Consider the following 25,990-nt stretch of genomic DNA (forward strand, 5'->3'; position numbering starts at 1 on the left):
GATAAGTCTTATCACTCCGGCAGTAGGACTCGAACCTACGACATCATGATTAACAGTCATGCGCTACTACCAACTGAGCTATGCCGGAATATAACTCATTAGAGTAAAGCTAAAAATAGTCCGTACGGGATTCGAACCCGTGTTACCGCCGTGAAAAGGCGGTGTCTTAACCCCTTGACCAACGGACCAAAAGTCATAAGATTTTTCTTTGACACTCTCAATATTATATCAAATAATTCCGTTTTGTCTACCTTTTTTTCAAAATATGTGATCTTTTTTACTGAAAGTATTGATTTGTCATCTTCTTATTGACAAATAGATAGGTTTTTTGATAGAATGAAATGGTTGAAATGGTCTCATAGCTCAGCTGGATAGAGCATTCGCCTTCTAAGCGAACGGTCGCAGGTTCGAATCCTGCTGAGATCATACTTTAAATAAAAGCTCTTGGTTTTTACCAAGAGCTTTTATTTATGATAAGGACTACCTTGTTGAATCATAAAAGAACGATAAATTTGTTCAACTAACACTAAACGTATTAGTTGATGAGGGAGTGTGATTTTTCCAAAACTGACTAGTAAATTAGCCCTTTTTTTCAAATAATCACTCAAACCAAGACTACCACCGATAATAAAAGTAATCGTAGAATAGCCGTTAAGTGTGATTTGTGAGAGTTTATGACTCAACTCTTCTGAGGAGACTTGTTTTCCTTCTATAGCAAGCGCAATAACATAATCTCTTTCACCAATTTTACTTGCCAAGCGTTGCTCTTCTTTTTCTAAAATTTTATCATTTTCAGCTTGACTAGCCTGGTCTGGTGTTTTTTCATCTGAAACCTCAATGATTTCAACCTTGGTAAAGCGTCCTAAACGCTTTACGTACTCTGCAATGCCTTCTTTAAGGTATTTTTCTTTTAGTTTCCCAACCACTAATAATTTAATTTTCATAATCACATTATAGCATAACTTTTAGAAGGGTACCGTCATTTCAATGCTAGGTTTTATCAGTTTTCATCCTTTTCAAAAAGTTTTCAACAACCTGTGGATTACTTTCTTTTTACTGTGATTTAAGGTATAATTAAGCAAACTCTCTTAGAATGTTAAAAAAGTTTCGGAGGTCATACCAGTGAAAAAAAAATCTAGCTTTTTCAAAAAAATTATTAATTTCTTAGTTATTATCATATTTGGTTTCCTAGGAGGTTTTGTGGCCACCTTTTTCGTCTTACAAATGAATGGTGGAAACTTATTTTCTAATACCACACCTGTCTCTCAGGTTAAAACAAGCAACACCAATTATAATACAGCAACGTCAACAACTGAAGCTGTTAAAACAATTCAAAATACCGTTGTTTCTGTTATTAACTACCAAGAAAATCAAAATGACTTTAATTATTATGATTACTTTACATCTGAAAATGAAGATCGTTATGTTGATGATTCAGGACTCACTGTCTTTAGTGAAGGGTCAGGCGTTATCTACAAAAAAGATGGTAAAGATGCCTACTTAGTGACCAATAATCATGTTATTAGCGGGGCTCAAAAAATTGAAATCTTGCTAAGTAACGGTAGTAAAGTTGTTGGTGAACTTGTTGGAGCTGATACTTATTCTGACTTAGCTGTGGTGAAAATCCCTTCAGAAAACGTTGATGTTGTTGCCGAATTTGCCAATTCAGACAATCTCAATGTCGGTGAACCTGCTATCGCTATTGGTAGCCCTCTAGGAAGTGAGTATGCTAATTCTGTTACCGAAGGAATTGTCTCAAGTCTTAGTCGCACTGTCACATCACGAAATGAAAATGGGGAAATTATTTCCACAAATGCTATCCAAACAGATGCTGCGATAAACCCTGGAAATTCAGGCGGACCACTTATCAACATTCAAGGTCAAGTCATCGGTATCAACTCTAGTAAAATTACTGTCAGTGGCGATTACACTAACAGTGTTGCTGTCGAAGGTATGGGATTTGCCATTCCATCAAACGATGTCGTTTCTATTATTAATCAATTAGAAGCAAATGGCTCTGTTAATAGACCAGCTCTTGGTATCTCAATGGCTAGTCTAAATGAAATCCCAACGTCATCATTTAGTAAATTAGATATTCCTGATTCCGTTCTTAGTGGTGTTGTCGTTATTTCAACCCAAGAAGGCATGCCAGCAGATGGTGTCTTGGAAAAAAATGATGTTATTGTTGCAATTGATAAAGAAACAATTGAAACAACGAGTGATTTACAAAGTGTTCTTTATAAACATCAAATTAACGATAGCATCGAAGTAACTTTCTATCGTGGTCAAAAGAAAATGACAGAAACAATTCAACTAACAAAAACAACAGAAGATTTACAAGGAAATGAATAATTTAGCTATTACCCCTATTTCTAGGGGTTTTTAGTAGTTTTGAGAGAAAAAATGAAAGAAATATTAAAATTAGTTCCAATAAAAGATGTTCACAAAAATCCCTACCAACCAAGAATTCATTTTGATCAACAAGCTCTTGAGGAATTGAGCTTATCAATCAAGGAAAATGGCCTTATTCAGCCAATTATCGTCAGAAAATCTGATATATTAGGTTATGAATTAATTGCTGGAGAAAGACGCTTAAGGGCGTCTAAATTAGCAGGTCTAGAAACAATTCCAGCTATTATTAAACCAATTAGTGACGAAGATAGCATTAAACAAGCCATTATCGAAAATCTTCAGCGTTCTGATTTAAACCCTATTGAAGAAGCAAAAGCTTATCAAAATGTTATCAATCAACAACAACTCACACATGATGAATTAGCTTTATATATGGGAAAATCTCGTCCTTATATCACTAATATTTTACGTCTCTTAAATCTCCCACAAGAAATCATTACAGCAGTAGAAGAAGGAGTCATTTCTCAAGGTCATGCAAGGTTACTAGTTGGCATTAAATCAAAAGACAAGCAATTTTATTGGTTTGAAAAAATTCAAACCGACTCTCTTAGTGTTCGTGAATTAGAAAAAAAAGTTAATGCCACTAAATCTCCTAAAACGAAACGCCCCGATATCTTTATCCTTGAAAAAGAAAAAGAATTACAAAAAAGTCTTGGCCTTCCAGTTGCCATAAAATACAAAAATGGCAATGGCTATCTAAAAATAAACTTTTCAACAGAAGAAGATTTCAACAGAGTTATCAACAAATTAAACTAGGGTGTTAAAAAACATTTTTTCCTATCACAATTATCAACAGAAAAAAATACTTTTAAAGTCAGTAATAGCAAATAAAATAACACTTATCCACATATTGTGGATAAGTGTTATTAATATTGTTTATAGTTTATTAACACCTGTGGATAACTTTCCTTCTAACTTGCTATTTTGATGGCTTTCTTTCTGTTTTTGTGTTAAAATAGAAAGAACTGAACAATCTTTTAGGAGGCGCTGTGATGAGCAATGAGCAGATTTTTTGGAACAGACTGATAGAATTAGCTCAAGAAAAATTAAGACAAACTGCTTTTGATTATTATATTGCCGATGCAAAACTAATCAAGGTTGAAAATAAGGTAGCCACTATCTTTATCGAAGAAAAAAATAAAAAACTATTTTGGGAAAAAAACTTAAAACCAGCTATTTTAACTGCTGGTTTTGAAATCTATGATGCTGAAATAACAGCAGAATATGTTTTTGAAGACTTTTTAACAAGGACAGAATCTACTAAACAACACGATTTTTTATCACAACCAACACGTCCTTTACAGGAATTAACGCCTGTTGAAAACGACTTAAATCCTAAATATCGTTTTGATAATTTCATCCAAGGACCAGGTAGTCAATGGGCGTTTGCTGCTGCAAGAGCTGTGGCTGAAACACCTGGCATTACCTATAATCCTTTATTTATCTGGGGTGGTCCAGGACTTGGAAAAACACATTTGTTAAATGCGATTGGCAATTTTATTGTTGAAAACGATCCTAAAGCACGAATAAAATATATAACCACCGAGGAATTTATCAGTGAGTATGTGACTCATATTCGTTTAAAAACCATTGATGAGTTGAAAAATCAATTCCGTAATCTAGACGTGCTATTAATCGATGATATTCAATCACTGGCTAAAAAACCTGGTACTCAAGAAGAGTTTTTCCACACCTTCAATGCCCTAAGAGATAAAAATAAACAAATTGTCTTAACAAGTGATCGGTCTCCTGACCAATTAAACGACTTGGAAAATCGTCTTGTTACTAGATTTAGTTGGGGATTAACACAAGACATCACACCTCCAGAATTTGAAACACGTGTGGCTATCTTACAAGAAAAGATAAAAGAATATACCTATGATTTTCCACAAGAAACCATTGAATACCTTGCTGGACAATTTGACTCCAACGTTAGAGAGTTAGAAGGGGCTTTAAAAGACATCAACTTAGTGGCTAGTACGAAAAAAGTATCAACCATCACCATTGAATTAGTCGTAGAAGCCATTCGTGCTAGAAAGCAAGAAAAACCAATTATTAAGGTTATCCCGATTGAAATGATTCAAGAACAGGTTGGAAAATTTTATGGTGTCACCACTAAAGAAATCAAATCGACCAAACGAAATCAAAACATTGTTCTCGCAAGACAAGTCGCCATTTTTTTAGTCAGAGAGATGACTGATAACAGCCTTCCTAAAATCGGTAAGGAATTTGGTGGGAGAGATCATTCTACCGTTCTTTATGCCTACAATAAAATTAAAAATATGTTAGCTCAAGATGATAATCTAATGATTGAAATTAAATCAATTAAAAATACTATCAAACAGAGCTGTGGATAACATCAACATTAATTGGTAACTTTTTCCACAGGTAATCAACATAGGCTAACCTTAGACAAATAAAGAATTAAATGAGTTATCCTCATTATACACAGGCCTTATTATTATTACTATATATAATACTTATAAAATAAAGGAGTTTTCCATGATTCATTTTTCTATCAATAAAGCTTTTTTCCTTCAAGCTTTAAATGCTACTAAAAGAGCCATTAGTTCTAAAAATGCGATTCCTATTCTTTCAAGTTTTAAAATTGAAGTCAATAAAGATGCCATTACCTTAACAGGTTCTAATGGTCAAATTTCGATTGAAACCATTATCTCATCTAACAATGAAGATGCTGGTTTATTAGTTAGCCAAACTGGAGCTATCTTATTAGAAGCTAATTTTTTCACTAATATTGTATCAAGTTTGCCTGATATTATTTTTGAATTTAAAGAAATTGAACAGCAACAAGTCTTGCTTGTTAGCGGTAAGTCTGAAATCACCCTAAAAGGAAAAGATGTTTCTCACTATCCAAGATTACAAGAGATGGAAACGTCTCAACCTCTTGTTTTAAAGACAGAATTGTTTAAAACCCTAATCAGTGAGACAGCATTTGCTGCTAGCCATCAAGAAAGTCGTCCTATTTTAACAGGTGTTCATTTCACATTAACCAACAACAATGAGTTGAAGGCTGTAGCTACCGATTCACATAGACTTAGCCAACGAAAAATGACGCTTGATAAAACATCAGCTAACTTTGACGTTGTGATTCCAAGCAAATCTCTTCGTGAATTTAGTTCTGTTTTTTCAGATGCTGTGGAAACGATTGAAGTTTTCTTTTCTGACAGTCAAATGTTGTTTAGAAGTGATACCATTAATTTCTACACCAGACTATTAGAAGGCAATTATCCTGATACTGATCGTTTACTAACCAATCAATCTGAAACAACCTTGATCTTTAGCACTGGTGCTTTAAGACAAGCCATGGAAAGAGCTTTTCTAGTTTCTAACGCTACTCAAAATGGTACTGTTAAACTGGAAATCACATCACAAAAAGTAACCGCTCATGTTAATTCACCAGAAGTTGGTAAAGTCAACGAAGAATTAGATGTTTTAGAATCATCTGGCTCTGATTTAACCATCAGTTTTAACCCAACTTACTTGATTGAATCCTTAAAAGCTTTAAAAAGTGAAACAGTTGAAATACATTTCATTTCGCCAGTAAGACCATTCACTCTACTTCCTGCAGATGACAAAGAGAATTTTATTCAATTAATCACTCCTGTACGTACTAACTAAAAAATGAAAAAGACGACTAACTAATGAAAATACACTTATTAGCTAACCCTAATTCAGGAGACAAGTCTGCTCTTGAAAAGTATGAAAAATTAACTCACGCTTATCCCAACATTGATTTTAAACTTTATATTACGACTAAAGTGGATGATGAGAAAAATCAAGTTGCTGCCATCTTATCTTCTTTCAACAAAGAAGAGGATGCCATTTTAGTCATTGGAGGAGATGGGACTTTGTCAAAAGTCCTATCACACTTACCAAAAGACATCCCTTTTGCTTATTATCCATCAGGTTCGGGAAATGATTTTGCTAGATCACTAAACATTAATCATATTGATAATATTATTTCAGCAATCAAACAAAAACAAAAACAGACCATCAATGTCATTAACTATGATAATGGCATCATTATCAATAGTCTTGATTTTGGTTTTGCGGCCAAAGTGATAAGTTTTTCTGAAAATTCACCATTAAAAACGATACTAGGAAAGGTTAAACTAGGTAAACTGGTTTATCCTTTATATGGTGTTGTTTCTTTGTTTTGTACACCAACTGCTACTGTTTTTCTAGAAACAGAACAAGAAAAATTCACACTGTCTGATATTTTTTTCTTATCCTTTGCTAATAGTCGTTATTTTGGTGGAGGAATAGTGGTTTGGCCGGATGCTAGTCCTTTTGATCCTAATATTAATTGTGTTTATTTTAAGGATGAAGGATTATTGAAAAATGTGATGACTTTGCTAGCAGTTCTTTTCAAAAAACACAAAAACACACCTGCCATTAACCATAAGATTTTTAAAAAAGTCACTATTACTAGTACTAAAGAAAATTTAGTCCAAGTAGATGGTGAAGTGATTGAAACAAACCAATTATCACTTTGTTGCGAACAAAGAGAGATTTATCTCTAGAAAGGATTAACAATGTATGCCTTAGGCTCCATAGTCGAAATGAAAAAACCGCATGCCTGCATTATCAAAGCGACAGGTAAAAAAGCTAATCGTTGGGAAGTGGTGAGAGTTGGAGCTGATATCAAGATAAAATGCACCAATTGTCAACATATCGTGATGATGAGTCGCTATGATTTTAATCGTAAACTAAAAAAAGTTTTAGAAACTTAAATATAGTAAACAAGGTACTGGATCCTTATCAAAGGAGAAAAAAATGGAAAATAGTCAATTAATCATTTCAGATAACTATCAAGGGAAAGACTTTAGTTTTAAAAGATTAGGACTAGGAACCATGAGAATGTCCACTAATCCTACATCAGATAGAAAAGAAAGCATTGCTACGATTCATAGAGCTTTAGATTTGGGGATTAGTTTTTTTGACACAGGTGATTTTTATGGTATTGATGGTCACAATGAAAAACTACTAGGTGAAGCTCTCAAAGGACAAAATAGAGATAAAGTTTTTATCTCCGTAAAATACGGTACTTTTGGAAATCTCTTTTCAGGTGGAAATACAGTTGATGTTGGTCCAAAAAATGTCAAAAAATACATCACCTCAACCCTTAAAAATCTCAATCTTGATTATATCGATTTATATCAACCTGCTAGAGTTGATATTGGTATTCCTATTGAAGAGACAATAGGTGCCCTCTCTGACCTGATTAAAGAAGGTTACATCAAACATATTGGTCTATCAGAAGTCGATAGTGAAATCTTACGAAAAGCTAATACAGTTCACCCCATCAGTTTAGTAGAACTTGAATATTCTATTACCAATAATAGCATTGAAAAAGATATTTTACCTGTTGCTAGAGAGTTGGGAATAGGTGTCGTCGCTTTTGGTTTATTAAGACTAGGACGTCTTTTTGATACAGAAAAAGATCCTTTAACGGATGTTATGGCTACTATAGCAAAAGAAAAAAATATTTCTATTGTTCAATTAGCACATGCTTGGATTTATAACAAGGGTGAAGATATCATTCCTTTAACTGGTGCAAGAAAAATAGTTCAGTTAGAAGAAACTGTTGAAGGACTTAATATCACTTTAACTGAAAATGATATTACTAGAATTAATGAAGCTATCAAAATTAGTAATATCGTTGGTCCAACCATGTCTAAATTCACTATTAAAAATGGTGTTGTTAGTTATTAAGAAAAGATACTAAGATTAAACTAAGTTGTAAGGATTTGTAAATAAAGACCTTCAAAACACCATCACTGATGTTTTGAGTAAAAAGATTTATAATAAGTAACGGTAATTGCTAATGACATTTGCCGTTTTATAATGATTATCATTTTTTAAAAGAAGGTCAGAACATATGGATAAAAAAAAATACGACGTTCATGAACGCTTAGAATTTGGTCTTGCTTTAGCAGCAGTGGCAGGTGGTTTAGATGCATACACTTTTTTAGCTCATGGTGAAGTGTTTGCTGGGCTTCAAACAGGTAATTTTATTTTACTAGGCATCCATTTAGGACAAGCTAATTGGTCTATTTTAATCAATCATCTTATCCCAATTCTTGCTTTTTTCTTGGGAGTTTTAATCGCAAGACAATTACAAAAGAAAATTAGTAAAAATCAGCAATTATGGTTTTTACTTTTTGAAACTGTATTGTTACTATTTGTAGGAGTTTTTTCATCATTTCTCCCAAATCTACTAGCAAATGCATTACTATCCATTGCTGCAGCGATGCAACTACAAGTATTTGCTAAATTAAAAGGAAAACCTTTTACATCTTTAATGATGACTGGAAATTTACGCCATCTTGCCACTTATTTTTTTGAAGCTTATATTAATCATGATACAACAAAGAAAATAGCTTTCAAAGATACACTATTTATATTAGTTAGTTTTGCTTTTGGTGCCTTATTAAATGGTTTTTTTGTTACTTATTTAGGACAAGCAACCATATTACTTAGTTTGATTTTTTTAGGAATGGCTATTTTTTTACTTGTGAAAGACAAACAAGCTTTTTTATGAATGATTTATTTTGTTTTTTACAAGGATTTAGAAGTTTCTTGTGTTAGAACATGTAAGATTAACATAGCCACTGTTTTTTGTTATTAATTAGCATTTAAAAATTTGCTTGCAACCATGAAAACCTTTTTAAATAAGCATTTAGAAGATTTTTGCAACCATTAGTTGCGTTAAAAAGTGCTAGTGCAATCAAAACAAAAGAGCTAAGATAAAGGTATAAAATAAAGAAGGGAGCTCTAGTAATGACTCTATTTGCAGAACAATTAAAAATATATCGCAATAAAAGAAAACTATCTCAAGAAGATTTGGCAAGGGAATTATTTATCTCTAGACAAGCCATTTCAAAGTGGGAAAATGGTGAAGCTACTCCGGATTTGGAAAATCTTGTTAGTCTGTCCGAATTATTAGAACTTAGTTTAGACGAATTAGTGACAGGTAAGAAACCACCTGTACAAATCATTGATAAAAGTATGAATGGTTGGGAGTTTTTCACTAGACTAGGACAATGGTTTGTTAAGGTTTTTGGTCCGTATAAATGGTTTTATATTCTTGTCTTTCTTTATTTATTTTACTGGTTCTTACGTTCTAAAGGAATTGCTCCTTAAGAATAATCATCAGCTTGCAATCTTGCAGGCTTTTTCCTTTGATTTTATGCTATAATAGTGATGATTGAATTTTTGAATGGAGAATAGAAATTTTATGGCTTTAACAGCAGGCATTGTTGGTTTACCAAATGTGGGAAAATCAACCTTATTTAACGCAATAACAAAAGCAGGTGCAGAAGCTGCCAACTACCCTTTTGCAACTATTGACCCAAATGTTGGAATGGTAGAAGTTCCAGATGAACGTCTCCAAAAAATCACCGAAATTATTGTTCCTAAAAAAACAGTTCCAACAACTTTTGAGTTTACAGATATTGCAGGGATTGTCAAAGGAGCTTCAAAGGGTGAAGGTTTAGGAAATAAATTTTTAGCCAATATCCGTCAGGTGGATGCTATTGTCCATGTTGTACGTGCCTTTGATGATGAAAATGTTATGCGAGAACAAGGACGTGAAAGTGATTTTGTTGATCCTATCTCTGACATTGAAACCATCAATTTAGAGTTGATTTTAGCAGACCTTGAGTCTGTTAATAAACGCTATGCGCGTGTTGAAAAAATGGCTCGTACACAAAAAGATAAAGAATCTGTGGCAGAATTTAATGTTCTCTCTAAAATAAAACCAGTTCTTGAAGAAGGAAAATCAGCTAGAACAGTTGCTTTTGATAAGGAAGAAGAAAAAGTTGTCAAAGGGCTCTTTCTTCTCACTACAAAACCAGTTCTTTATGTGGCTAATGTTGACGAAGATAAGGTTGCTGATCCAGATAGCATTGACTACGTTAAACAAATCAGAGCTTTTGCCGAAACTGAGAATGCTGAAGTTGTTGTCATCTCTGCGCGTGCAGAAGAAGAAATTTCTGAGCTTGATGATGATGAAAAAGGGGAATTCTTAGAAGCTATTGGGTTAACTGAATCAGGTGTCGACAAGTTAACCAGAGCTGCTTATCACCTTTTGGGTCTTGGTACCTACTTTACAGCTGGTGAAAAAGAAGTGAGAGCTTGGACCTTTAAACGAGGAATGAAAGCACCACAAGCAGCAGGCATTATCCACTCTGACTTTGAAAAAGGTTTTATCCGCGCGGTTACCATGAGTTATGATGATTTAATGACTTATGGTAGTGAGAAAGCAGTTAAAGAAGCTGGTCGCTTGAGAGAAGAAGGAAAAGAGTATATCGTTCAAGACGGCGATATCATGGAATTTAGATTTAATGTGTAGTTAACAATTAAAAAGGTTGGAAATAGTATTTCCAACCCTTTTAGTGTTTAAGTAGAGGGAAATAAATGACAAAAATGATTGTTGGATTAGGAAATCCTGGTAGTAAATATCATGAAACAAAACACAATGTTGGTTTTATGGCAATTGACACTATTGTCAAGGAACTTGACACAACCTTTACAGCTAATAACATCTTTAAAGCTGATATCGGTAGTTTTTTCCACAACGGTGAAAAAGTATATGTTGTGAAACCTACTACCTTTATGAATAATAGTGGTATTGCTGTGAGAGCTCTATTAACCTACTATAATGTGTCAGTTGATGATCTGTTAGTGATTTATGATGATCTTGACTTAGCCGTTGGAAAAATCAGACTACGTCAAAAAGGTTCAGCAGGTGGACATAATGGTATCAAAAGTATTATAGAACATATTGGAACTAAAGACTTTAAGCGTATTAAGGTTGGGATTGGTCGTCCAGTAGGAAAAATGACTGTTGTTAAACATGTCTTAACACCATTTTCCACAGAGGATAAGATAACCATTTTAAACACGCTAGATAAGGTTGACACCATTGTCAAGGACTACTTACAAGAACAAAATTTTGAAAAGATGATGCAAAAATATAATGGATAAGATAACACTTTTAGACTTAATTGGTCAAAACACAACCATCACCAAATGGTTAAAAACAATTAAACAAGAAAAACGTCAACTTATCATGGGATTATCAGGTTCTGCTAAAGCACTAGTAATGGCTAAGGCTTACCAAGAGCAAGATGGTAAACTGGTGATTGTGACAGCAACACAACATCAAGCAGAAGAATTGATTGCAAATCTCTCAAGTGTGATTGAGGATACTTTTATTTATCATTTTTTTGCTGATGATGTATCAGCAGCAGAATTTATTTTTTCATCTTTAGACAGAGCTTCTTCTCGGCTAGAAAGCTTAAAATTCTTACGAGATAGAAACAAAAAAGGAATTTTAGTCACAACCATTGTTGGTCTTAGGGTCTTGTTACCTAGTCCCAAACAGTTTAAAGAAGCTACCATTTCTCTAGTGGTTGGAGAAGAAAAAAATCCCGAGGAGTTGGTTAATCACCTTCATCAAATGGGTTATGATCGTGTGTCTCAAGTTTTAAATCCAGGTGAGTTTAGTCAAAGAGGCGATATTCTTGATGTTTATGACATTACTCAGGAATTTCCCTATCGACTTGAATTTTTTGGTGATGAGCTTGATGGGATAAGACAATTTGACAGTGAGACACAAAAATCACTTCATTCTTTAGAGTCTCTAGATATCAATCCAGCAGATGATGTCTTACTAACAAGAGAAGATTATTTGAGAGCTTCTTCTAAGATTGAAAAAGCGATAAAGGTAGCTAATCAGGAACAAAAACCATTCTTGGAAGATTTTTTAAGAGAAATCAAGCAATTTCATAAACCAGAGCGTCATCGCCAGTTTTTATCGCTCTTTTATGAAAAAGAATGGACACTAAAAGACTATTTTCCAAAAGGTACGCTTGTTTTCTTTGATGATTTTCAAAAAATTAACGATCAAAATACACGTTTGACGCTTGAAAGTGCACAACTATTAACAGATGATTTGCAAAAAAATCAGTCACTTTCAACAGTGACTTACTTTGCTGATCATTTTCAAACATTTAAAAAGTATCAACCTGCAACTTTTTTCACTTCTATTCATCGTGGCTTGGGGAATCTGACGTTTGATGACTTATATCAATATAATCAATATCCGATTCAAGAATTTTATAATCAATTACCTTTATTGGTTGATGAGATTAATCGCTATCAAAAACAAAAAACAACGGTTATTATTCAATCAAGCACAAAAAAGGAACTAGTCAAATTACAAGAAACGCTTAGAGAATATGGTTTAGATATTGTTATTACTGAAAAAAATCACATTGTCCCATTTCACGTTCAATTAATGCAATCATCTTTATCTAGTGGCTTTTATTTTGCTGATGAAAAACTGGTTTTAATCACAGAAAAAGAAATATTTCATAAAAAAGTCAAACGTCAAAGACAAACCACACAACTGACAAATGCGGAGCGTCTCAAAAACTATAATGAGCTTGAAAAAGGTGATTATGTTGTTCACCACATTCATGGTATTGGTCGTTTTTTAGGTATTGAAACCATTGAAGTCTCAGGTGTTCATAAAGACTATATCACCATTCAATACCAAAATTCAGATCGCATTTCTATTCCAGTCGAGCAGATTAATCTCATTTCTAAATATCTTGCAAGTGATGGCAAAGAGCCTAAAATCAACAAATTAAATGATGGTCGTTTTCAACGCACCAAACAAAAAGTATCTAAACAGGTTGAAGATATTGCTGATGATTTAATCAAACTTTATGCCCAAAGAAGTCAGTTAAAGGGGTTTGCTTTCTCGCCGGATGATGATAGTCAAAAAGAATTTGATGCTGATTTTCCTTTTGTCGAAACTCCTGATCAACTTCGCTCTATCAAAGAAGTTAAAAGAGATATGGAAAACTCTCAACCAATGGACCGATTACTTGTTGGTGATGTCGGTTTTGGTAAGACAGAAGTTGCTATGAGAGCAGCTTTTAAAGCTGTCAATGATGGTAAGCAAGTAGCAATATTAGTCCCAACGACAGTCCTTGCTCAACAACACTATATGACTTTTAAAGAACGCTTTGAAGCTTATCCAGTGACGGTTGATCTGGTTAGTCGTTTCAAAACAAAAAAAGAACAAGAAATGACTCTTGATCAGTTGAAGAAGGGCCAAGTTGATATTTTAATTGGTACTCATCGCATCTTATCAAATGATGTTGTTTTTTCTGATTTAGGATTAATTGTCATTGATGAAGAGCAACGATTTGGTGTTAAGCATAAAGAAAAATTAAAACAATTAAAAGCAAAAGTCGATGTTTTAACCTTAACAGCCACACCCATTCCTAGAACCTTACACATGTCAATGTTAGGAATTAGAGATCTTTCTTTAATTGAAACACCACCAACCAATCGCTATCCTGTTCAAACCTATGTTACTCCTTCAAATCCTGATATTATCAGAGAAGCCATTCTAAGAGAAATCGATCGTGGTGGCCAGATTTATTATGTCTATAATCGTGTTGAGACGATTGAGAAAAAAGTTTCTGAGTTAAAAGAGCTTGTGCCAGAAGCAAGTATTGGTTTTGTACATGGTCAAATGAGTGACATTCAGTTGGAAAACACGCTCTTTAGTTTTATTGAAGGTGAGTATGATGTCTTAGTAGCAACAACAATCATCGAAACTGGTGTTGATATTTCAAATGTAAACACCTTATTTGTTGAAAATGCTGATTATATGGGGCTATCAACCCTTTACCAACTACGAGGTCGTGTTGGACGAAGTAGTCGCTTAGCCTATGCTTATCTCATGTATCATCCTGATAAAATATTAACAGAAGTCTCAGAAAAACGTTTAGAAGCCATCAAAGGCTTTACAGAACTAGGGAGTGGTTTTAAAATTGCCATGCGTGATTTGGCCATTCGTGGTGCGGGAAATATTCTTGGTGCTTCTCAAAGTGGTTTCATCGACTCAGTTGGTTTTGAAATGTATTCACAACTCCTTGAAGAAGCTATTGCAAGTAAACAAGGTCAATTGCCAGAAAGACAAAAAGGTAATGCTGAAATTGACTTAAAAATAGATGCTTATCTTCCTAATGATTATATTGCTGATGAACGTCAAAAAATTGAAATTTACAAACGCATTAGAGAAATTAATAATCAAGATAGCTACCAAGAATTACAAGAAGAAATCATCGATCGCTTTGGCGAATACTCCGATCAAGTGGCTTATCTTCTAGAAATAGGACTCATTAAAAGTTATATGGATAAAGCGTTTGTGGAGTATGTTCAAAAAAATAATGGCTATTTGACCATTCGATTTGAAAAAAAATCACTAAGCATTTATCTCACCCAAGACTATTTTGAAGCTATTTCGAAAACTCAGCTAAAAGCTCGCATTAGTGAACATCAAGGAAAAATTGAGATTGTTTTCGATGTTAGAAACAAAAAAGATTACGTGATTTTAGAAGAATTAAAACAATTTGGAGAAGCACTAGATGACATTAAAGAAAGAAAGTCTTAATCATACTCAAAAAGCTAGTTTTATCATTATTCTAGCTGGTTTGATATCAAAAATTTTAGCTGCCATCTACCGTATTCCTTATCAAAATATTGTTGGTGACAGAGGCTTTTATGCCTATCAACAAATCTATCCTTTGATTGGTATCATCTCAACCTTAGGATTAATTGCTTTTCCTAATATCATTTCTAGTTTGGCACAAAAACAAGAGAAAAAAACACTCGGTACCTTATTTCAACTAGAGTGTCTTATTTCAGGGATAGGATCACTTATTTTAATCCTTTTTAGCGGTTTTTTAGCAGAATTAATGGGAGCTAGTCCCTTAAAAACAGCTATTCAGATTGTAGGTTTAACCTTACTCTTGGTCCCTTTTATCTCTTTTTATAGAGGGTTGGCTCAAGCAAGAGGAAATATGCGACCAACAGCAGTTAGTCAAGTTGTTGAACAGACGATTAGAATTTCTGTGATTATTTTAGCAGCAATCATTTATGGGATTTGGCATCTAACTATTTACCAGGCTGCTACTATTGCTGTTTTAGGTAGTTTTTTAGCCAGTGCTATCACATTAATCTATTTAATAAGAAAAGTACCTGTTTCTCTTAAAAAAATCATACGAAATGGCTCTTTAACCCTAACAGCCATTAAACATATAGGTTTTCCAAGTCTTGTTTTTATCTTTTTTTCTATTTACTTACTCTTGTTTCAATTGATTGATGCGTTTTTAGTTAAAAATGCACTGGTTACTCAAGGACTATCAAATAATTTGGCAGAAATTGAAAAAGGGATTTTTGATCGTGGACAACCTTTAATTCAATTTGGTCTTATTTTTTCAACGGCTTTATTTACTACTTATCTTCCTAAATTGACGCGATACTATCATCGACAAAAAGAAGATTATCAGAGAGAAAATAAATTATTCTTAGCTTTCATTTTTTATTTTAATAGTGTGATAACTCTAGGCTTTCTAGCCATTTTACCTGAGATGAATCGTTTTTTATTTAAAAATAATCTTGGTATTGAAGCATTGATGATTTATCTTTTCATCATCTTTTTAACTAGTCTTATCCAATTTTTTCATCAGACCTTATTTATTGAAGGTCAAAATAAACAATCCTTACTTTATCTTCTTGTTGGAATTGTGGCAAAAGGACTTATCACCTATCCTTTAACCGTCATTTTTGGAATTGTGGGAGCTAGTTTATCAACAGTTTTTGCTTTAATTCTTGTTTTAAGTTGTTATCTCAAAAAAGAAAAAGTGAATTTACTATCTCTTTTAACACCCAAATTTGTTCTTTCTGTCCTTGTTATGATTAGTTTTACTTTGGCAACTAGTTATCTTTTACCAAGTACTAATCGCTTAGCTTTATTTGTTAATATTGTTCTATCAACCCTTGTGGGTGCTGGTATTTTTCTTTTTCTAAGTAAGAGTTGGCAAATTTTTGATAAAAGATTATTTACTTTTCTACCATTCTACAAAGAAAAGTGATAAAATGAAGAGATGTGAGGGATATTATGAGATTAGATAAATATTTGAAAGTATCGCGTTTAATAAAAAGACGACCAGTTGCTAAAGAAGTAGCAGATAAAGGTCGCATAAAAGTTAATGGCATTTTGGCTAAAAGCTCTACCAAATTAAAATATAATGATACCATTGAAATAAGATTTGGAAATAAATTATTAGTGGTACGTGTGTTAGAGATGAAAGACAGCACCAAAAAAGAAGATGCTAGCAAAATGTATGAAATCATTAGTGAAACAAGGATAGATAAAGATGAAGAAGCCTAATATTGTTCAATTAAATAATGACTTTATCAAGGATGCTAATCAAAAAAAACGTTTTGAAGAAGAAGAAATTCGTAAACGTCATCGTTTTATCGGTTTAGTATTGATTGTCATTACCTTGCTGTTTATTTTACCAACCTATAACTTAGTATCAAGTTATGTCGCTTTGGAAAATAGAAAGCAGCAAATCATTGAATTACAAAAAGAATTCAATACTCTAGAAGAAGAAACCAATCAAAAAAAAGAACTGGCTAACCGCTTAAAAGATACAGATTACGTTGAAAAGTATGCGCGTGCCAAATATTCCTATAAATTTGAGGGAGAAGTTATTCTTCAAACCCCGGAATTACTACCAAAATAATGAAAAATTTAATTAATACTATCGAAAAATTTTTGACATACTCAGATGATAAACTAAAAGAACTATCTGAGAAGAATCAACAATTAAAAGAAAAAACAAAGAAGGGAGAGGACAAAACAAAATGAAAAAAGTATTCGCATTCTTTTTAGCAATGTCTGTCTTTTTGTTACCTCTCTCCATCATCAGTACGGAAAAAGAGGCTTCTTTATCTAACGGATTGCAATACCAACTATTACAAAATCCAGCTAGTCAAGTAGACTATTTTTCTTATTTCCCTGAAAATCCCGTCTTAAAACAAGACGCCCAAATTTATGAAGATGTGAATCTATCAAAACCTTTAAACATTTTAACTGCAAATACTCAAATCAGTTTAAATCGTTTTCTCATTAATGATACCAATATGCCAGTGTTTGAATTATCAAATGGTGGCTTTATTAGTGCTAGTTATGATGTGATTTATGATGATGTCATTTTAAGTCAAGAACCTATTGACGCTACATTTTGGGTAGGGAAAAAAGCTGTTTTTTACCCACAACCTTTTGTAACGGGTGTAAAACCGTCAGAGAAATCAGTTACTGATTTTACCAGTGTTCAAGTGTCACAAAAAGCAACAACCAATCATGGGACTTATTATAAAGTTGAAGAAAAAGGATGGATTGATGCTACCATACTTTCTGAAAATGATAATCGCATGGCACATGTTCAAGATATTTTGAATGAAAAATATCAAAATGCGGACATTTCAGTTTATGTTAAGGATCTTGACAGCCAAGAAGTGGCACAAATCAATGCGGACAAAGTCATGTATTCTGCGAGTATTACCAAACTTCCTATTTTATACTACGCTCAAGAAAAACTTGACACCAAGACTTTTTCTTTAGACAATCGCTTCAAGTACAATGAAGCTTCAATGAACTTTGATGGTGCCTATGACACAGACGGCAGTGGTGATATGAGTAAACTGCCCGATGACAAGGAATATAGTCTTGAGTCCCTTTTAAAAGCAGTTAGTCAAAATTCAGATAATGTTGCTAGTAACTTACTAGGTTATTATGTTGATGATAAATACGATGCTAATTATCAAACAAGTATTTCAAAGGCCATCGGCACTAATTGGGATATGGTTGGTAGAAATAGTACGGCTCAACAAGCCGGACTCATGATGGAAGCCATTTATTATCAAAATGGTACCATTATTGATTATCTCTCTCAAACAAAATTTGATAATGAGCGCATTTCAAAGGATATTGATGTTCAAGTGGCTCACAAGATAGGCGATGCTTACGATTTTAGACATGACGTTGCGATTGTCTATGCAGAAAAACCGTTTATCCTATCAATATTTACAGATCACGCTTCTTATGATGATATAACAGCTATTGCAAATGATGTCTATGGTGTTTTAAAATGAACAATCAACAACTATTAAAAATCATTCAAAAAAAATCTTATTTTTCTACACACAATAAGGTATTGATTGCAGTTTCAGGTGGTTCAGACTCCATGGCACTTTTGCAATTTTTATATGCTTATAAAAAGGTATTAGAGATTTCCATTGCCATTGCCCATGTTAATCATAATCAACGTTTGGCTTCAAAAGAAGAAGAAAATTATTTGAAAGAATGGGCAACCAATCATGAAATTCCCATTTATATTAGTCATTTCAAAGAAGCATTTTCAGAAGAAAGAGCAAGAAATCATCGGTATACGTTTTTTAAACAGATAATGTCAGAACATGGCTATACTGCTCTTGTCACTGCTCATCATGCAGATGATCAAGCAGAAACAATTTTGATGAAATTACTTCGTGGGTCTCGTTTGATGGATTTAACTGGCATAAAAGAAAGACAGCCCTTTTTTAATGGTGAACTCATTAGACCGTTTTTAACCATTAAGAAAAAAGACCTGCCTCAGGTTTTTCATTTTGAAGATGCTTCAAATAATGAAAATACATTTCTTAGAAACCGTATTAGAAATGTGTATCTCCCTTCCTTGCAAAAAGAAAATCCTCAACTATCTCATCATCTTATTGAGACATCAAGAGAGATCAACTTATTAAAACAAGCGTTACAGTCGTTAACAAAAGACATTTCTACACAAAATTGTCAAGTTTTTTTAAGTCAAGATGCTGCAGTGCAGTGTTTTTTATTACAGACTTACTTAGAACAATTTGTAGATTTAAACTTGTCTAAAAATCAATTTGAAGACGTTTTACACATTATTAAAACAAAAGCTAATTATTCCCATCATTTAAAAAATAATTATTATCTCATTAAAGATTACCAACAGTTCACCGTAAAAAAAATAGACCCAAAGACCGATAGTCAAAGCCTTGAAAAAGTGTTAGAATATGGAAACAATGTGACCTTTGGTAAATATCGTTTTTCTTTTTCCGATAAACCAGGCAATATTTCTTTAACTAGTCAGTCTCCAATGATTCTAAGACATCGCAAACCAGGAGATAAAATTCAGCTTGGCAACCACTCTAAGAAAATTAGACGTCTTTTTATTGATGGAAAGTATTCTTTCTTGGAGCGTCAAAATGCTATTATTGGCGAACAAGATGGTTTTATTGTTTTTATTATGGTTGGCGGTGATACATATTTGAGAAATCACTCTAATAATGATATAATGATTGCTACATTAAATATTGAAAAAATAAAAGAATAAAAGAGTGGTAGAAGATGTTAGAAAAAGATATTAAAAAGGTTTTATATACTGAAGAAGACATTACGAAAAAAGCTAAGGAATTAGGACAACAATTAACAAAAGACTATGATGGAAAAAATCCATTATTGGTTGGTGTTTTAAAAGGTTGTATTCCTTTTTTAGCTGAGCTTATTAAACACATCGACACTCAAATTGAGTTAGATTTCATGGTTGTTTCAAGTTATCATGGTGGAACAACAAGTAGTGGAGAAGTCAAAATCTTAAAAGATGTCGACACTAACATTGAAGGTCGAGATGTCATTTTTATCGAAGACATTATTGACACTGGAAGAACGCTTAAATACCTAAGAGATATGTTTAAATATCGTCAAGCTAAATCAATCAAAATTGCAACTCTATTTGATAAACCAGAAGGAAGAGAAGTAACTATTGATGCTGATTATGTTTGCTATGATGTTCCAAATGAATTTATCGTAGGTTTTGGATTGGATTACAGAGAAAACTACCGTAACCTTCCTTATGTAGGTGTCTTAAAAGAAGAAGTCTATTCAAAATAATCATAGAAAGTTTATCATCAAGAAATGAAAAATAATAACAATAATGGATTTGTTAAGAATCCTTTTCTCTATATTTTAATTATTATCTCCATTATTTTTGGAGTACAATATTTTTTGCGAGGCTCATCAACACAGGCCCAAAAAATTAATTATTCTACCCTTGTTTCAGAAATAAAAAATGGTGAAGTGGCTTCCATTTCCTATCAACCAAATGGTGGTATTATTTCTGTTGAAGGAGAATACAAATCTGAAAAAACGATTGAAAATAAAAATGATTTAGCCTTTTTTGGTAATTCAAGTACAACAGTTAAAGAGTTTACATCCATCATCCTACCAAGTGAAACTTCCATTAAAACATTACAAGATGTTGCTGATGAAGCAGGAACAGAAATAACAGTGAAGCCAGAAAGCTCTATTGGCACATGGATATCTTTGATTGTTGGCTTTTTGCCCATCGTTATTTTAATCTTCTTTTTCACCATGATGATGAATCAAGGTGGTGGCGCTCGTGGCGCTATGAATATCGGTAAAAATAAGGCGAGAACAGCAAGCAAAACCACTGTTAAAGTTCGTTTTTCAGATGTTGCAGGTGCTGAAGAAGAAAAACAAGAACTGATTGAAGTTGTTGATTTCCTAAAAGACCCAAAACGTTACAAGGCGCTCGGTGCTAGAATTCCTGCAGGTGTTCTTTTAGAAGGACCTCCAGGAACAGGTAAAACCTTGCTAGCAAAAGCTGTTGCAGGAGAAGCCGGCGTTCCTTTCTTTAGTATTTCAGGTTCAGACTTCGTTGAAATGTTTGTTGGGGTTGGTGCAAGTCGTGTGAGATCTTTATTTGAAGATGCTAAAAAAGCTGAACGCGCCATTATCTTTATCGATGAAATCGATGCGGTTGGTCGTCGTCGTGGTGCAGGTATGGGTGGCGGAAACGATGAACGTGAACAAACCCTTAACCAACTATTAATTGAAATGGATGGTTTTGAAGGTAATGAAAATATTATTGTCATTGCTGCAACAAACCGAAGTGACGTCTTAGACCCAGCTCTTTTAAGACCAGGACGTTTTGATAGAAAAGTTTTGGTTGGTCGTCCAGATGTTAAGGGACGCGAAGCAATATTGAAAGTTCATGCTAAAAATAAACCTTTAGCAGACGATGTTAATTTAAAAGTTGTCGCACAACAAACACCAGGTTTTGTCGGTGCTGACTTAGAAAACGTCCTCAATGAAGCTGCTTTAGTCGCTGCTAGAAGAAATAAAACCAAGATTGATGCTAGTGATATTGATGAGGCTGAAGATCGTGTGATTGCTGGTCCATCTAAGAAAGACAAAACGATTTCTGAACGTGAGCGTCAAATGGTTGCCTATCATGAAGCAGGACATACCATTGTTGGTCTTGTCTTATCAAATGCTCGTGTTGTTCATAAAGTCACTATTGTTCCTAGAGGTCGTGCTGGTGGTTATATGATTGCTCTTCCAAAAGAAGATCAAAATCTGCTATCTAAGGATGATTTAAAAGAACAATTAGCAGGACTTATGGGTGGTCGTGTGGCTGAAGAAATCATCTTCAATGTTCAAACAACAGGTGCTTCTAATGACTTTGAACAAGCAACACAAATGGCACGTGCTATGGTTACTGAATATGGTATGAGTGATAAACTTGGACCTGTTCAATATGAAGGAAACCATGCCATGATGCCAGGCCAATTAACGCCAGAAAAATCTTATTCTGCTCAAACCGCCCTATTAATTGATGAAGAAGTGAGAGAACTTTTAAATGAAGCGCGTGATAAAGCAGCTGATATTATTAATCAAAACAGAGAAAAACATAAATTGATTGCAGAAGCTTTACTTAAATATGAAACACTTGATGCGCATCAAATTAAATCTATCTATGAAACCGGTGAAATGCCTAAATCATTAGAAGATGAACAAGAAGAAACTCATGCTCTTTCTTACGATGAAATCAAAGAAAAATTAGTAAAAGAGTAATCAAAATATTCATAAAAGGACGATAACAGTCCTTTTTTTGTTGTTTCTTTTTATCGAATGATGAAAGAAAAAATGATAAATTATAGTTTTGACAATTATTTTTTAAAATTATTTATATATTCCTTTCTTTTTTTGAGAAAAAATAGTATATTTTAAGCAATTTTAAGGAAAGTTTATTATTTTCAAATTAATGATTATTGCTAAAAAGATTTTTTATTTTTAAATAAATAATAAAGGAGGTTTTAATCACTATTAATTCAATTTTATTATTGTTCATCATTTTTTGGTAAGATGAACTACCAAACTAGCTTTTTTAAAATTTTTATGCTAGGTCATTAGTTTTGTATGCTAATGAAGTCATATAACAGAAAGGAGTAAAAAATGAAAATAAAAAATAATATAGATACTTCTCTAAAAAAGAGACTAATGCATTTTGTGATGTTATTTTCTATTTTAGTTGGTCAAATTCTAGGACCTTCTGTGGTACTAGCAAAAGACACAGACAACCTCACAAACAATACTATAGTAGTATCCGATAAAAACAATGATACTATATCAGAAACCGCTCAATTGAAAGAGGATGCTACTAACCAAAATACCACAACAGTTCAACCTAAAGAAAACCAATTAGATGATATAGAGACAAACGAAACTTTGCCTGTAAATCAAGACAATGCAGGTATTGTTCTAGAATATTTTGAACTTTATAATAGCCAAAGAGGAGAAGCGGAGACGACTCTTTTTTCTGGTCAACAAACAGCGACTTATGTGCGATTTGCAACAACGTCTTCTCAAGGGACACAAAGTTATACGATTGTTTTAAAATTCAATAAGAATTACATTAAAAAAGATGAGATTATTACTTCAACACCTGATTCTCTTGAAGGATCTGCCCTTATCAAAGAAGATAATGACGGTAATTATATTGTTGAATACCATTTTAAAGATTTAACAGGCGGAACAGATGTTAGTTTTCCAACTAAATTTATCGCGACCTCTGGTCCAACACCTGATGGCTATCAGTTACCAGTGACAGCAAGTATTTATGCTGAAGGTGTTGATAATCCTTTAGATACAAAGACCATAAACTATACTTATAAGATTAAAAAAGTTGAAACAGAAAAACAAATTAAAACAGCCAACGCCACTTTTTCTGGAATAGATCAAGAGATAGTTTCTGGTGGAGAAGAAAACACAACCAATCCAAGTCATCTTAGTGAAGAGTTATCAAAGCTTGATTTAGTTACTTTTAGATATCATACAGGAATAAGTAAAACAATAGAAGATAAGATAGGTAATCGAGATATTGAAACGATTATTTATAGAGATACTCTTCCAGAAGATGCTGTTTTTCTTGAGATTAACAATCCTGGATGGGTATATGATTCCGTTTCAAGAGTGGCTACTTATGAAGTGGCTAATTTAGATGATTTTAAACTTGGTTACCACCTTCAAAATTCTCCAGAACTAAACCTACTATTTCCTAACGGTAAACTTTATGATCCTAATACCCCAGATGCTAATGTTTACACTAATAAAATGCAAGCAGAGTTTATTCCAAAAAATAAAGATGTTTCTGAAGATACTATTGTCTATGAAGATAGCATGACTTTTGGATTGTCTGTTTCAGATGGCTTTAGTGCTGAAAAAAAAGGATGGGAACGTATATATAATCGAGAAAGTTATCTCAAAAAATGGGAAGGGCCATGGGATATTTTTGTGACCAATCCTTCAGACAAAGCTATTGAAAATCTAAAAATAATTGATGGTCAGCTAGATGACAATCTCTATTTTTCAAAAATCTTATTACCAAAAACATCAGATGATATTTTTGAAGGTACCCTGGACATCTATACACAAACCGATAATGGTGAAAAAGTATTAATTAAAGAAAATGTTTCTCTATTAGAAAGTGAACAGATAATTACACTAACTGGTCAAGTGGATAAAGTCTTTATTGAAGCTCACAATTCATCTTCACAGAAAAGTATTTTAAAACCAACTAGCTCAGAAAACATGAAATTTAAAGTAACACTTTATGTGAAAATGAAGGATCCTAAAGTAAAATTAACAACTCCGTATGTTTTCAGTAATGAAGCCGAGATTTCGGGCAATAAGATTGGTGGTCCATTAATCACTAAAATTATTCGTAGTGAAGATAAACTATTAATAGATCCTAATGAAACGTTTCATGTTAGAAAAAATGTTAAAACGGAAAATAAAACATTTGGTGCAGGTGAAAAAATTAATGTTTCTCTTGATTTAAATGCTAATGGTGTATTACCTGAAACAGAAATCAAATTTACTCAGATGGTTGATTTATTACCGTTAGGAACTCGGTATGTTCCTCACTCTGCGATGTTAAATCTAGAATATGGTAAAGGTTCTTATCGTTACAATTCTAGTCTTAAAAATGGTCAATATGAACCTGATGTTATTTTCAACTATAAAGGAACAGGACGTACGGCACTTGTTTGGGAAATACTTCCAGTCACAGCAACAGCTTTAGAAACAGCCTCAGATGCATTTCCTTACCAAATCAATTACCAAATGGAGGTAACAAAAGATACACCACCAGGAGAAAATATTAACGAGGTTTATGTTGGTTGGGAAAATAATGATCACATTAAAGCTATTGATGCTTCAGATAGTTCTAAAGTAACAGAAGATATATTTGATTTAAACCATAATGGTAAAACAGATGATTTCATTTCAAAGGCTCAGGGAAAGTTTTACCACTCACCTGTAAAAGAACTTATCAGTAAAAAAACAGTTAGAGGAAATCTTGATATTGACTATACTCTGACCCCCGCAATAGCAAGAGCAGAGATTGGGACACAAGGGGATTATCATCTAACTATTATTAACAATTCCGATGATGATTTTGATACTTTTGTATTGTTAGATGTGTTGCCTCATATAGGTGATAAAACAGTTGGCATCAATCAATTAATTGGTGAACGAACCCCAAGAAATTCACAATTTGACATACATTTAAAAGGGCCGGTTGTTGTACCAGAAGGTTATAGTGTGTTCTACACAACTGATTCACCAACAAAAAATATGGAGGACTACGCTCAAAAAGCCAACTGGTTATTAAACCCGACAGATTATTCTCAAGTAAAAGCCTTTAAAATTGTTCTCACCAATGGCTTTACATTACCTGTTGGAAAAACAGTTGAGTTTACTGTTCCATTTTTAACTCCAGACGATGTTAACTTAGGGCGTTATGGTCTAGACGATAACGTTAATGAACGCTTGATTAGCACCAATTCTTTTGGTGTCTCAACATCAAAAAAATTAGAATTTACTGAATCAAATAATGCTTCAATTGAGCTATTTAAATACAAAGTAGAAGGTTATGTTTTTGAAGATTTAGACATAAAAGATGGTCTAAAGGGAACAAACGATCGACCTTTTAAAGATTATAAAGTGCAATTGATTGATGATTCAGGTAATCCAGTGGTAGGATTGAACGGAAAACCAATTGAAACTAAGACTGATGAAAACGGCTATTACACCATGGACGTTCATCGAAATGGTCAATATAAAATTAAGATTTTAACTCCAAATGGTTATAAACTTTTACCCTCAAAAGATGACAAAAATGGTTCTCACATTATTGATGCTCAAGAGGGCACAACAGATAGTTTCGTTCTAAATATCGATCAGCCTATTGTTCAAAAAAATGCAGGTTATTTAAAAGAAGGTATTGATATCAGG

22 protein-coding genes and 3 tRNA genes are annotated in these 25,990 nt (G+C 33.2%); 22 read left to right on the top strand and 3 right to left on the bottom strand.

Annotation, left to right across the window (positions count from 1 at the left end; translation table 11 throughout):
• Positions 1-14: 14 nt before the first annotated feature.
• A tRNA-Asn gene (locus tag N7659_RS04825) sits at positions 15-88 on the bottom strand.
• Positions 89-116: 28 nt separating this feature from the next.
• A tRNA-Glu gene (locus tag N7659_RS04830) sits at positions 117-188 on the bottom strand.
• A gap of 164 nt (positions 189-352) precedes the next feature.
• Here N7659_RS04830 and N7659_RS04835 point away from each other — a divergent pair.
• Positions 353-426 (top strand) — tRNA-Arg (locus tag N7659_RS04835).
• 38 nt (positions 427-464) lie between these two features.
• Here the strand turns inward: N7659_RS04835 and rlmH are convergent.
• Entirely contained in the window at positions 465-944 is a 480-nt protein-coding gene (gene rlmH / locus N7659_RS04840) for a 23S rRNA (pseudouridine(1915)-N(3))-methyltransferase RlmH (protein ID WP_263276086.1), read from the bottom strand.
• Between the two features lie 178 nt (positions 945-1,122).
• Here rlmH and N7659_RS04845 point away from each other — a divergent pair, with 178 nt between their 5' ends.
• The 21 genes from N7659_RS04845 to N7659_RS04945 all read left to right on the top strand — a co-directional run.
• Positions 1,123-2,352, top strand: a complete 1,230-nt coding sequence (locus N7659_RS04845; protein WP_263276087.1) for a S1C family serine protease — start codon at positions 1,123-1,125, stop codon at positions 2,350-2,352.
• 51 nt (positions 2,353-2,403) lie between these two features.
• Positions 2,404-3,168 carry a ParB/RepB/Spo0J family partition protein gene (locus N7659_RS04850; protein ID WP_263276088.1) on the top strand — a complete coding sequence of 255 codons (765 nt, stop codon included), beginning with the start codon at positions 2,404-2,406 and terminating at the stop codon, positions 3,166-3,168.
• Positions 3,169-3,404: 236 nt separating this feature from the next.
• The gene (dnaA, locus tag N7659_RS04855; RefSeq protein ID WP_411575298.1) at positions 3,405-4,769 is read left to right on the top strand and encodes a chromosomal replication initiator protein DnaA; all 1,365 of its coding nucleotides are present in this window, start codon (positions 3,405-3,407) and stop codon (positions 4,767-4,769) included.
• A gap of 145 nt (positions 4,770-4,914) precedes the next feature.
• A complete protein-coding gene (gene dnaN / locus N7659_RS04860; protein ID WP_263276090.1) occupies positions 4,915-6,051 on the top strand; it encodes a DNA polymerase III subunit beta in 1,137 nt (378 codons plus the stop codon).
• 23 nt (positions 6,052-6,074) lie between these two features.
• Complete coding sequence (locus N7659_RS04865) at positions 6,075-6,956, top strand: diacylglycerol/lipid kinase family protein (protein WP_263276091.1); 882 nt, start codon at positions 6,075-6,077, stop codon at positions 6,954-6,956.
• 12 nt (positions 6,957-6,968) lie between these two features.
• Positions 6,969-7,166 (top strand): DUF951 domain-containing protein, encoded by a 198-nt coding sequence (locus N7659_RS04870; protein WP_263276092.1) that lies wholly within the window; start codon positions 6,969-6,971, stop codon positions 7,164-7,166.
• Between the two features lie 43 nt (positions 7,167-7,209).
• The gene (locus tag N7659_RS04875; protein ID WP_263276093.1) at positions 7,210-8,148 is read left to right on the top strand and encodes an aldo/keto reductase; all 939 of its coding nucleotides are present in this window, start codon (positions 7,210-7,212) and stop codon (positions 8,146-8,148) included.
• 166 nt (positions 8,149-8,314) lie between these two features.
• Positions 8,315-8,977 carry a YoaK family protein gene (locus N7659_RS04880; RefSeq protein ID WP_263276094.1) on the top strand — a complete coding sequence of 221 codons (663 nt, stop codon included), beginning with the start codon at positions 8,315-8,317 and terminating at the stop codon, positions 8,975-8,977.
• A 239-nt stretch (positions 8,978-9,216) separates the two neighbouring features.
• Positions 9,217-9,579 carry a helix-turn-helix transcriptional regulator gene (locus N7659_RS04885; RefSeq protein ID WP_263276095.1) on the top strand — a complete coding sequence of 121 codons (363 nt, stop codon included), beginning with the start codon at positions 9,217-9,219 and terminating at the stop codon, positions 9,577-9,579.
• A 94-nt stretch (positions 9,580-9,673) separates the two neighbouring features.
• A complete protein-coding gene (gene ychF / locus N7659_RS04890) occupies positions 9,674-10,789 on the top strand; it encodes a redox-regulated ATPase YchF (protein ID WP_263276104.1) in 1,116 nt (371 codons plus the stop codon).
• A gap of 65 nt (positions 10,790-10,854) precedes the next feature.
• Positions 10,855-11,424, top strand: coding sequence for an aminoacyl-tRNA hydrolase (gene pth, locus N7659_RS04895; RefSeq protein ID WP_263276096.1), 570 nt, complete (start codon positions 10,855-10,857; stop codon positions 11,422-11,424).
• Positions 11,417-14,914, top strand: a complete 3,498-nt coding sequence (mfd, locus tag N7659_RS04900; RefSeq protein ID WP_263276097.1) for a transcription-repair coupling factor — start codon at positions 11,417-11,419, stop codon at positions 14,912-14,914. Before pth ends, mfd begins: the two co-directional genes overlap by 8 nt.
• On the top strand, positions 14,889-16,397 hold the full coding sequence (locus tag N7659_RS04905) for an oligosaccharide flippase family protein (RefSeq protein WP_263276098.1): 1,509 nt from the start codon (positions 14,889-14,891) through the stop codon (positions 16,395-16,397). The genes mfd and N7659_RS04905 overlap by 26 nt, the downstream gene beginning before the upstream one ends.
• Before the next feature lie 26 nt (positions 16,398-16,423).
• On the top strand, positions 16,424-16,696 hold the full coding sequence (locus tag N7659_RS04910) for an RNA-binding S4 domain-containing protein (RefSeq protein ID WP_199567976.1): 273 nt from the start codon (positions 16,424-16,426) through the stop codon (positions 16,694-16,696).
• Complete coding sequence (locus N7659_RS04915; protein ID WP_199567975.1) at positions 16,683-17,054, top strand: FtsB family cell division protein; 372 nt, start codon at positions 16,683-16,685, stop codon at positions 17,052-17,054. Before N7659_RS04910 ends, N7659_RS04915 begins: the two co-directional genes overlap by 14 nt.
• A complete protein-coding gene (locus N7659_RS04920; RefSeq protein WP_199567974.1) occupies positions 17,054-17,179 on the top strand; it encodes an SP_0009 family protein in 126 nt (41 codons plus the stop codon). The genes N7659_RS04915 and N7659_RS04920 overlap by 1 nt, the downstream gene beginning before the upstream one ends.
• A complete protein-coding gene (locus tag N7659_RS04925) occupies positions 17,176-18,465 on the top strand; it encodes a serine hydrolase (RefSeq protein WP_263276099.1) in 1,290 nt (429 codons plus the stop codon). The genes N7659_RS04920 and N7659_RS04925 overlap by 4 nt, the downstream gene beginning before the upstream one ends.
• On the top strand, positions 18,462-19,724 hold the full coding sequence (gene tilS / locus N7659_RS04930; RefSeq protein ID WP_263276100.1) for a tRNA lysidine(34) synthetase TilS: 1,263 nt from the start codon (positions 18,462-18,464) through the stop codon (positions 19,722-19,724). Before N7659_RS04925 ends, tilS begins: the two co-directional genes overlap by 4 nt.
• A gap of 14 nt (positions 19,725-19,738) precedes the next feature.
• Positions 19,739-20,281 carry a hypoxanthine phosphoribosyltransferase gene (hpt, locus tag N7659_RS04935; protein ID WP_263276101.1) on the top strand — a complete coding sequence of 181 codons (543 nt, stop codon included), beginning with the start codon at positions 19,739-19,741 and terminating at the stop codon, positions 20,279-20,281.
• Between the two features lie 24 nt (positions 20,282-20,305).
• Positions 20,306-22,267: an ATP-dependent zinc metalloprotease FtsH gene (gene ftsH / locus N7659_RS04940; RefSeq protein WP_263276102.1), complete on the top strand. Its 1,962-nt coding sequence runs from the start codon at positions 20,306-20,308 to the stop codon at positions 22,265-22,267.
• A gap of 381 nt (positions 22,268-22,648) precedes the next feature.
• Positions 22,649-25,990: SdrD B-like domain-containing protein (locus N7659_RS04945; protein ID WP_263276103.1), on the top strand; the 3,342-nt coding region annotated here is incomplete at its 3' end.

The organism is Streptococcus sp. CSL10205-OR2, from assembly GCF_025660655.1.
GTDB lineage: Bacteria > Bacillota > Bacilli > Lactobacillales > Streptococcaceae > Streptococcus.

Excerpts from the sequence above, each read along its gene's own strand:
- rlmH (WP_263276086.1), bottom strand. The coding sequence starts at position 944 with ATGAAAATTAAATTATTAGTGGTTGGGAAACTAAAAGAAAAATACCTT.
- N7659_RS04850 (WP_263276088.1), top strand. The coding sequence starts at position 2,404 with ATGAAAGAAATATTAAAATTAGTTCCAATAAAAGATGTTCACAAAAAT.
- dnaA (WP_411575298.1), top strand. The coding sequence starts at position 3,405 with ATGAGCAATGAGCAGATTTTTTGGAACAGACTGATAGAATTAGCTCAA.
- dnaN (WP_263276090.1), top strand. The coding sequence starts at position 4,915 with ATGATTCATTTTTCTATCAATAAAGCTTTTTTCCTTCAAGCTTTAAAT.
- N7659_RS04865 (WP_263276091.1), top strand. The coding sequence starts at position 6,075 with ATGAAAATACACTTATTAGCTAACCCTAATTCAGGAGACAAGTCTGCT.
- N7659_RS04870 (WP_263276092.1), top strand. The coding sequence starts at position 6,969 with ATGTATGCCTTAGGCTCCATAGTCGAAATGAAAAAACCGCATGCCTGC.
- N7659_RS04875 (WP_263276093.1), top strand. The coding sequence starts at position 7,210 with ATGGAAAATAGTCAATTAATCATTTCAGATAACTATCAAGGGAAAGAC.
- N7659_RS04880 (WP_263276094.1), top strand. The coding sequence starts at position 8,315 with ATGGATAAAAAAAAATACGACGTTCATGAACGCTTAGAATTTGGTCTT.
- N7659_RS04885 (WP_263276095.1), top strand. The coding sequence starts at position 9,217 with ATGACTCTATTTGCAGAACAATTAAAAATATATCGCAATAAAAGAAAA.
- ychF (WP_263276104.1), top strand. The coding sequence starts at position 9,674 with ATGGCTTTAACAGCAGGCATTGTTGGTTTACCAAATGTGGGAAAATCA.
- pth (WP_263276096.1), top strand. The coding sequence starts at position 10,855 with ATGACAAAAATGATTGTTGGATTAGGAAATCCTGGTAGTAAATATCAT.
- mfd (WP_263276097.1), top strand. The coding sequence starts at position 11,417 with ATGGATAAGATAACACTTTTAGACTTAATTGGTCAAAACACAACCATC.
- N7659_RS04905 (WP_263276098.1), top strand. The coding sequence starts at position 14,889 with ATGACATTAAAGAAAGAAAGTCTTAATCATACTCAAAAAGCTAGTTTT.
- N7659_RS04910 (WP_199567976.1), top strand. The coding sequence starts at position 16,424 with ATGAGATTAGATAAATATTTGAAAGTATCGCGTTTAATAAAAAGACGA.
- N7659_RS04915 (WP_199567975.1), top strand. The coding sequence starts at position 16,683 with ATGAAGAAGCCTAATATTGTTCAATTAAATAATGACTTTATCAAGGAT.
- N7659_RS04920 (WP_199567974.1), top strand. The coding sequence starts at position 17,054 with ATGAAAAATTTAATTAATACTATCGAAAAATTTTTGACATACTCAGAT.
- N7659_RS04925 (WP_263276099.1), top strand. The coding sequence starts at position 17,176 with ATGAAAAAAGTATTCGCATTCTTTTTAGCAATGTCTGTCTTTTTGTTA.
- tilS (WP_263276100.1), top strand. The coding sequence starts at position 18,462 with ATGAACAATCAACAACTATTAAAAATCATTCAAAAAAAATCTTATTTT.
- hpt (WP_263276101.1), top strand. The coding sequence starts at position 19,739 with ATGTTAGAAAAAGATATTAAAAAGGTTTTATATACTGAAGAAGACATT.
- ftsH (WP_263276102.1), top strand. The coding sequence starts at position 20,306 with ATGAAAAATAATAACAATAATGGATTTGTTAAGAATCCTTTTCTCTAT.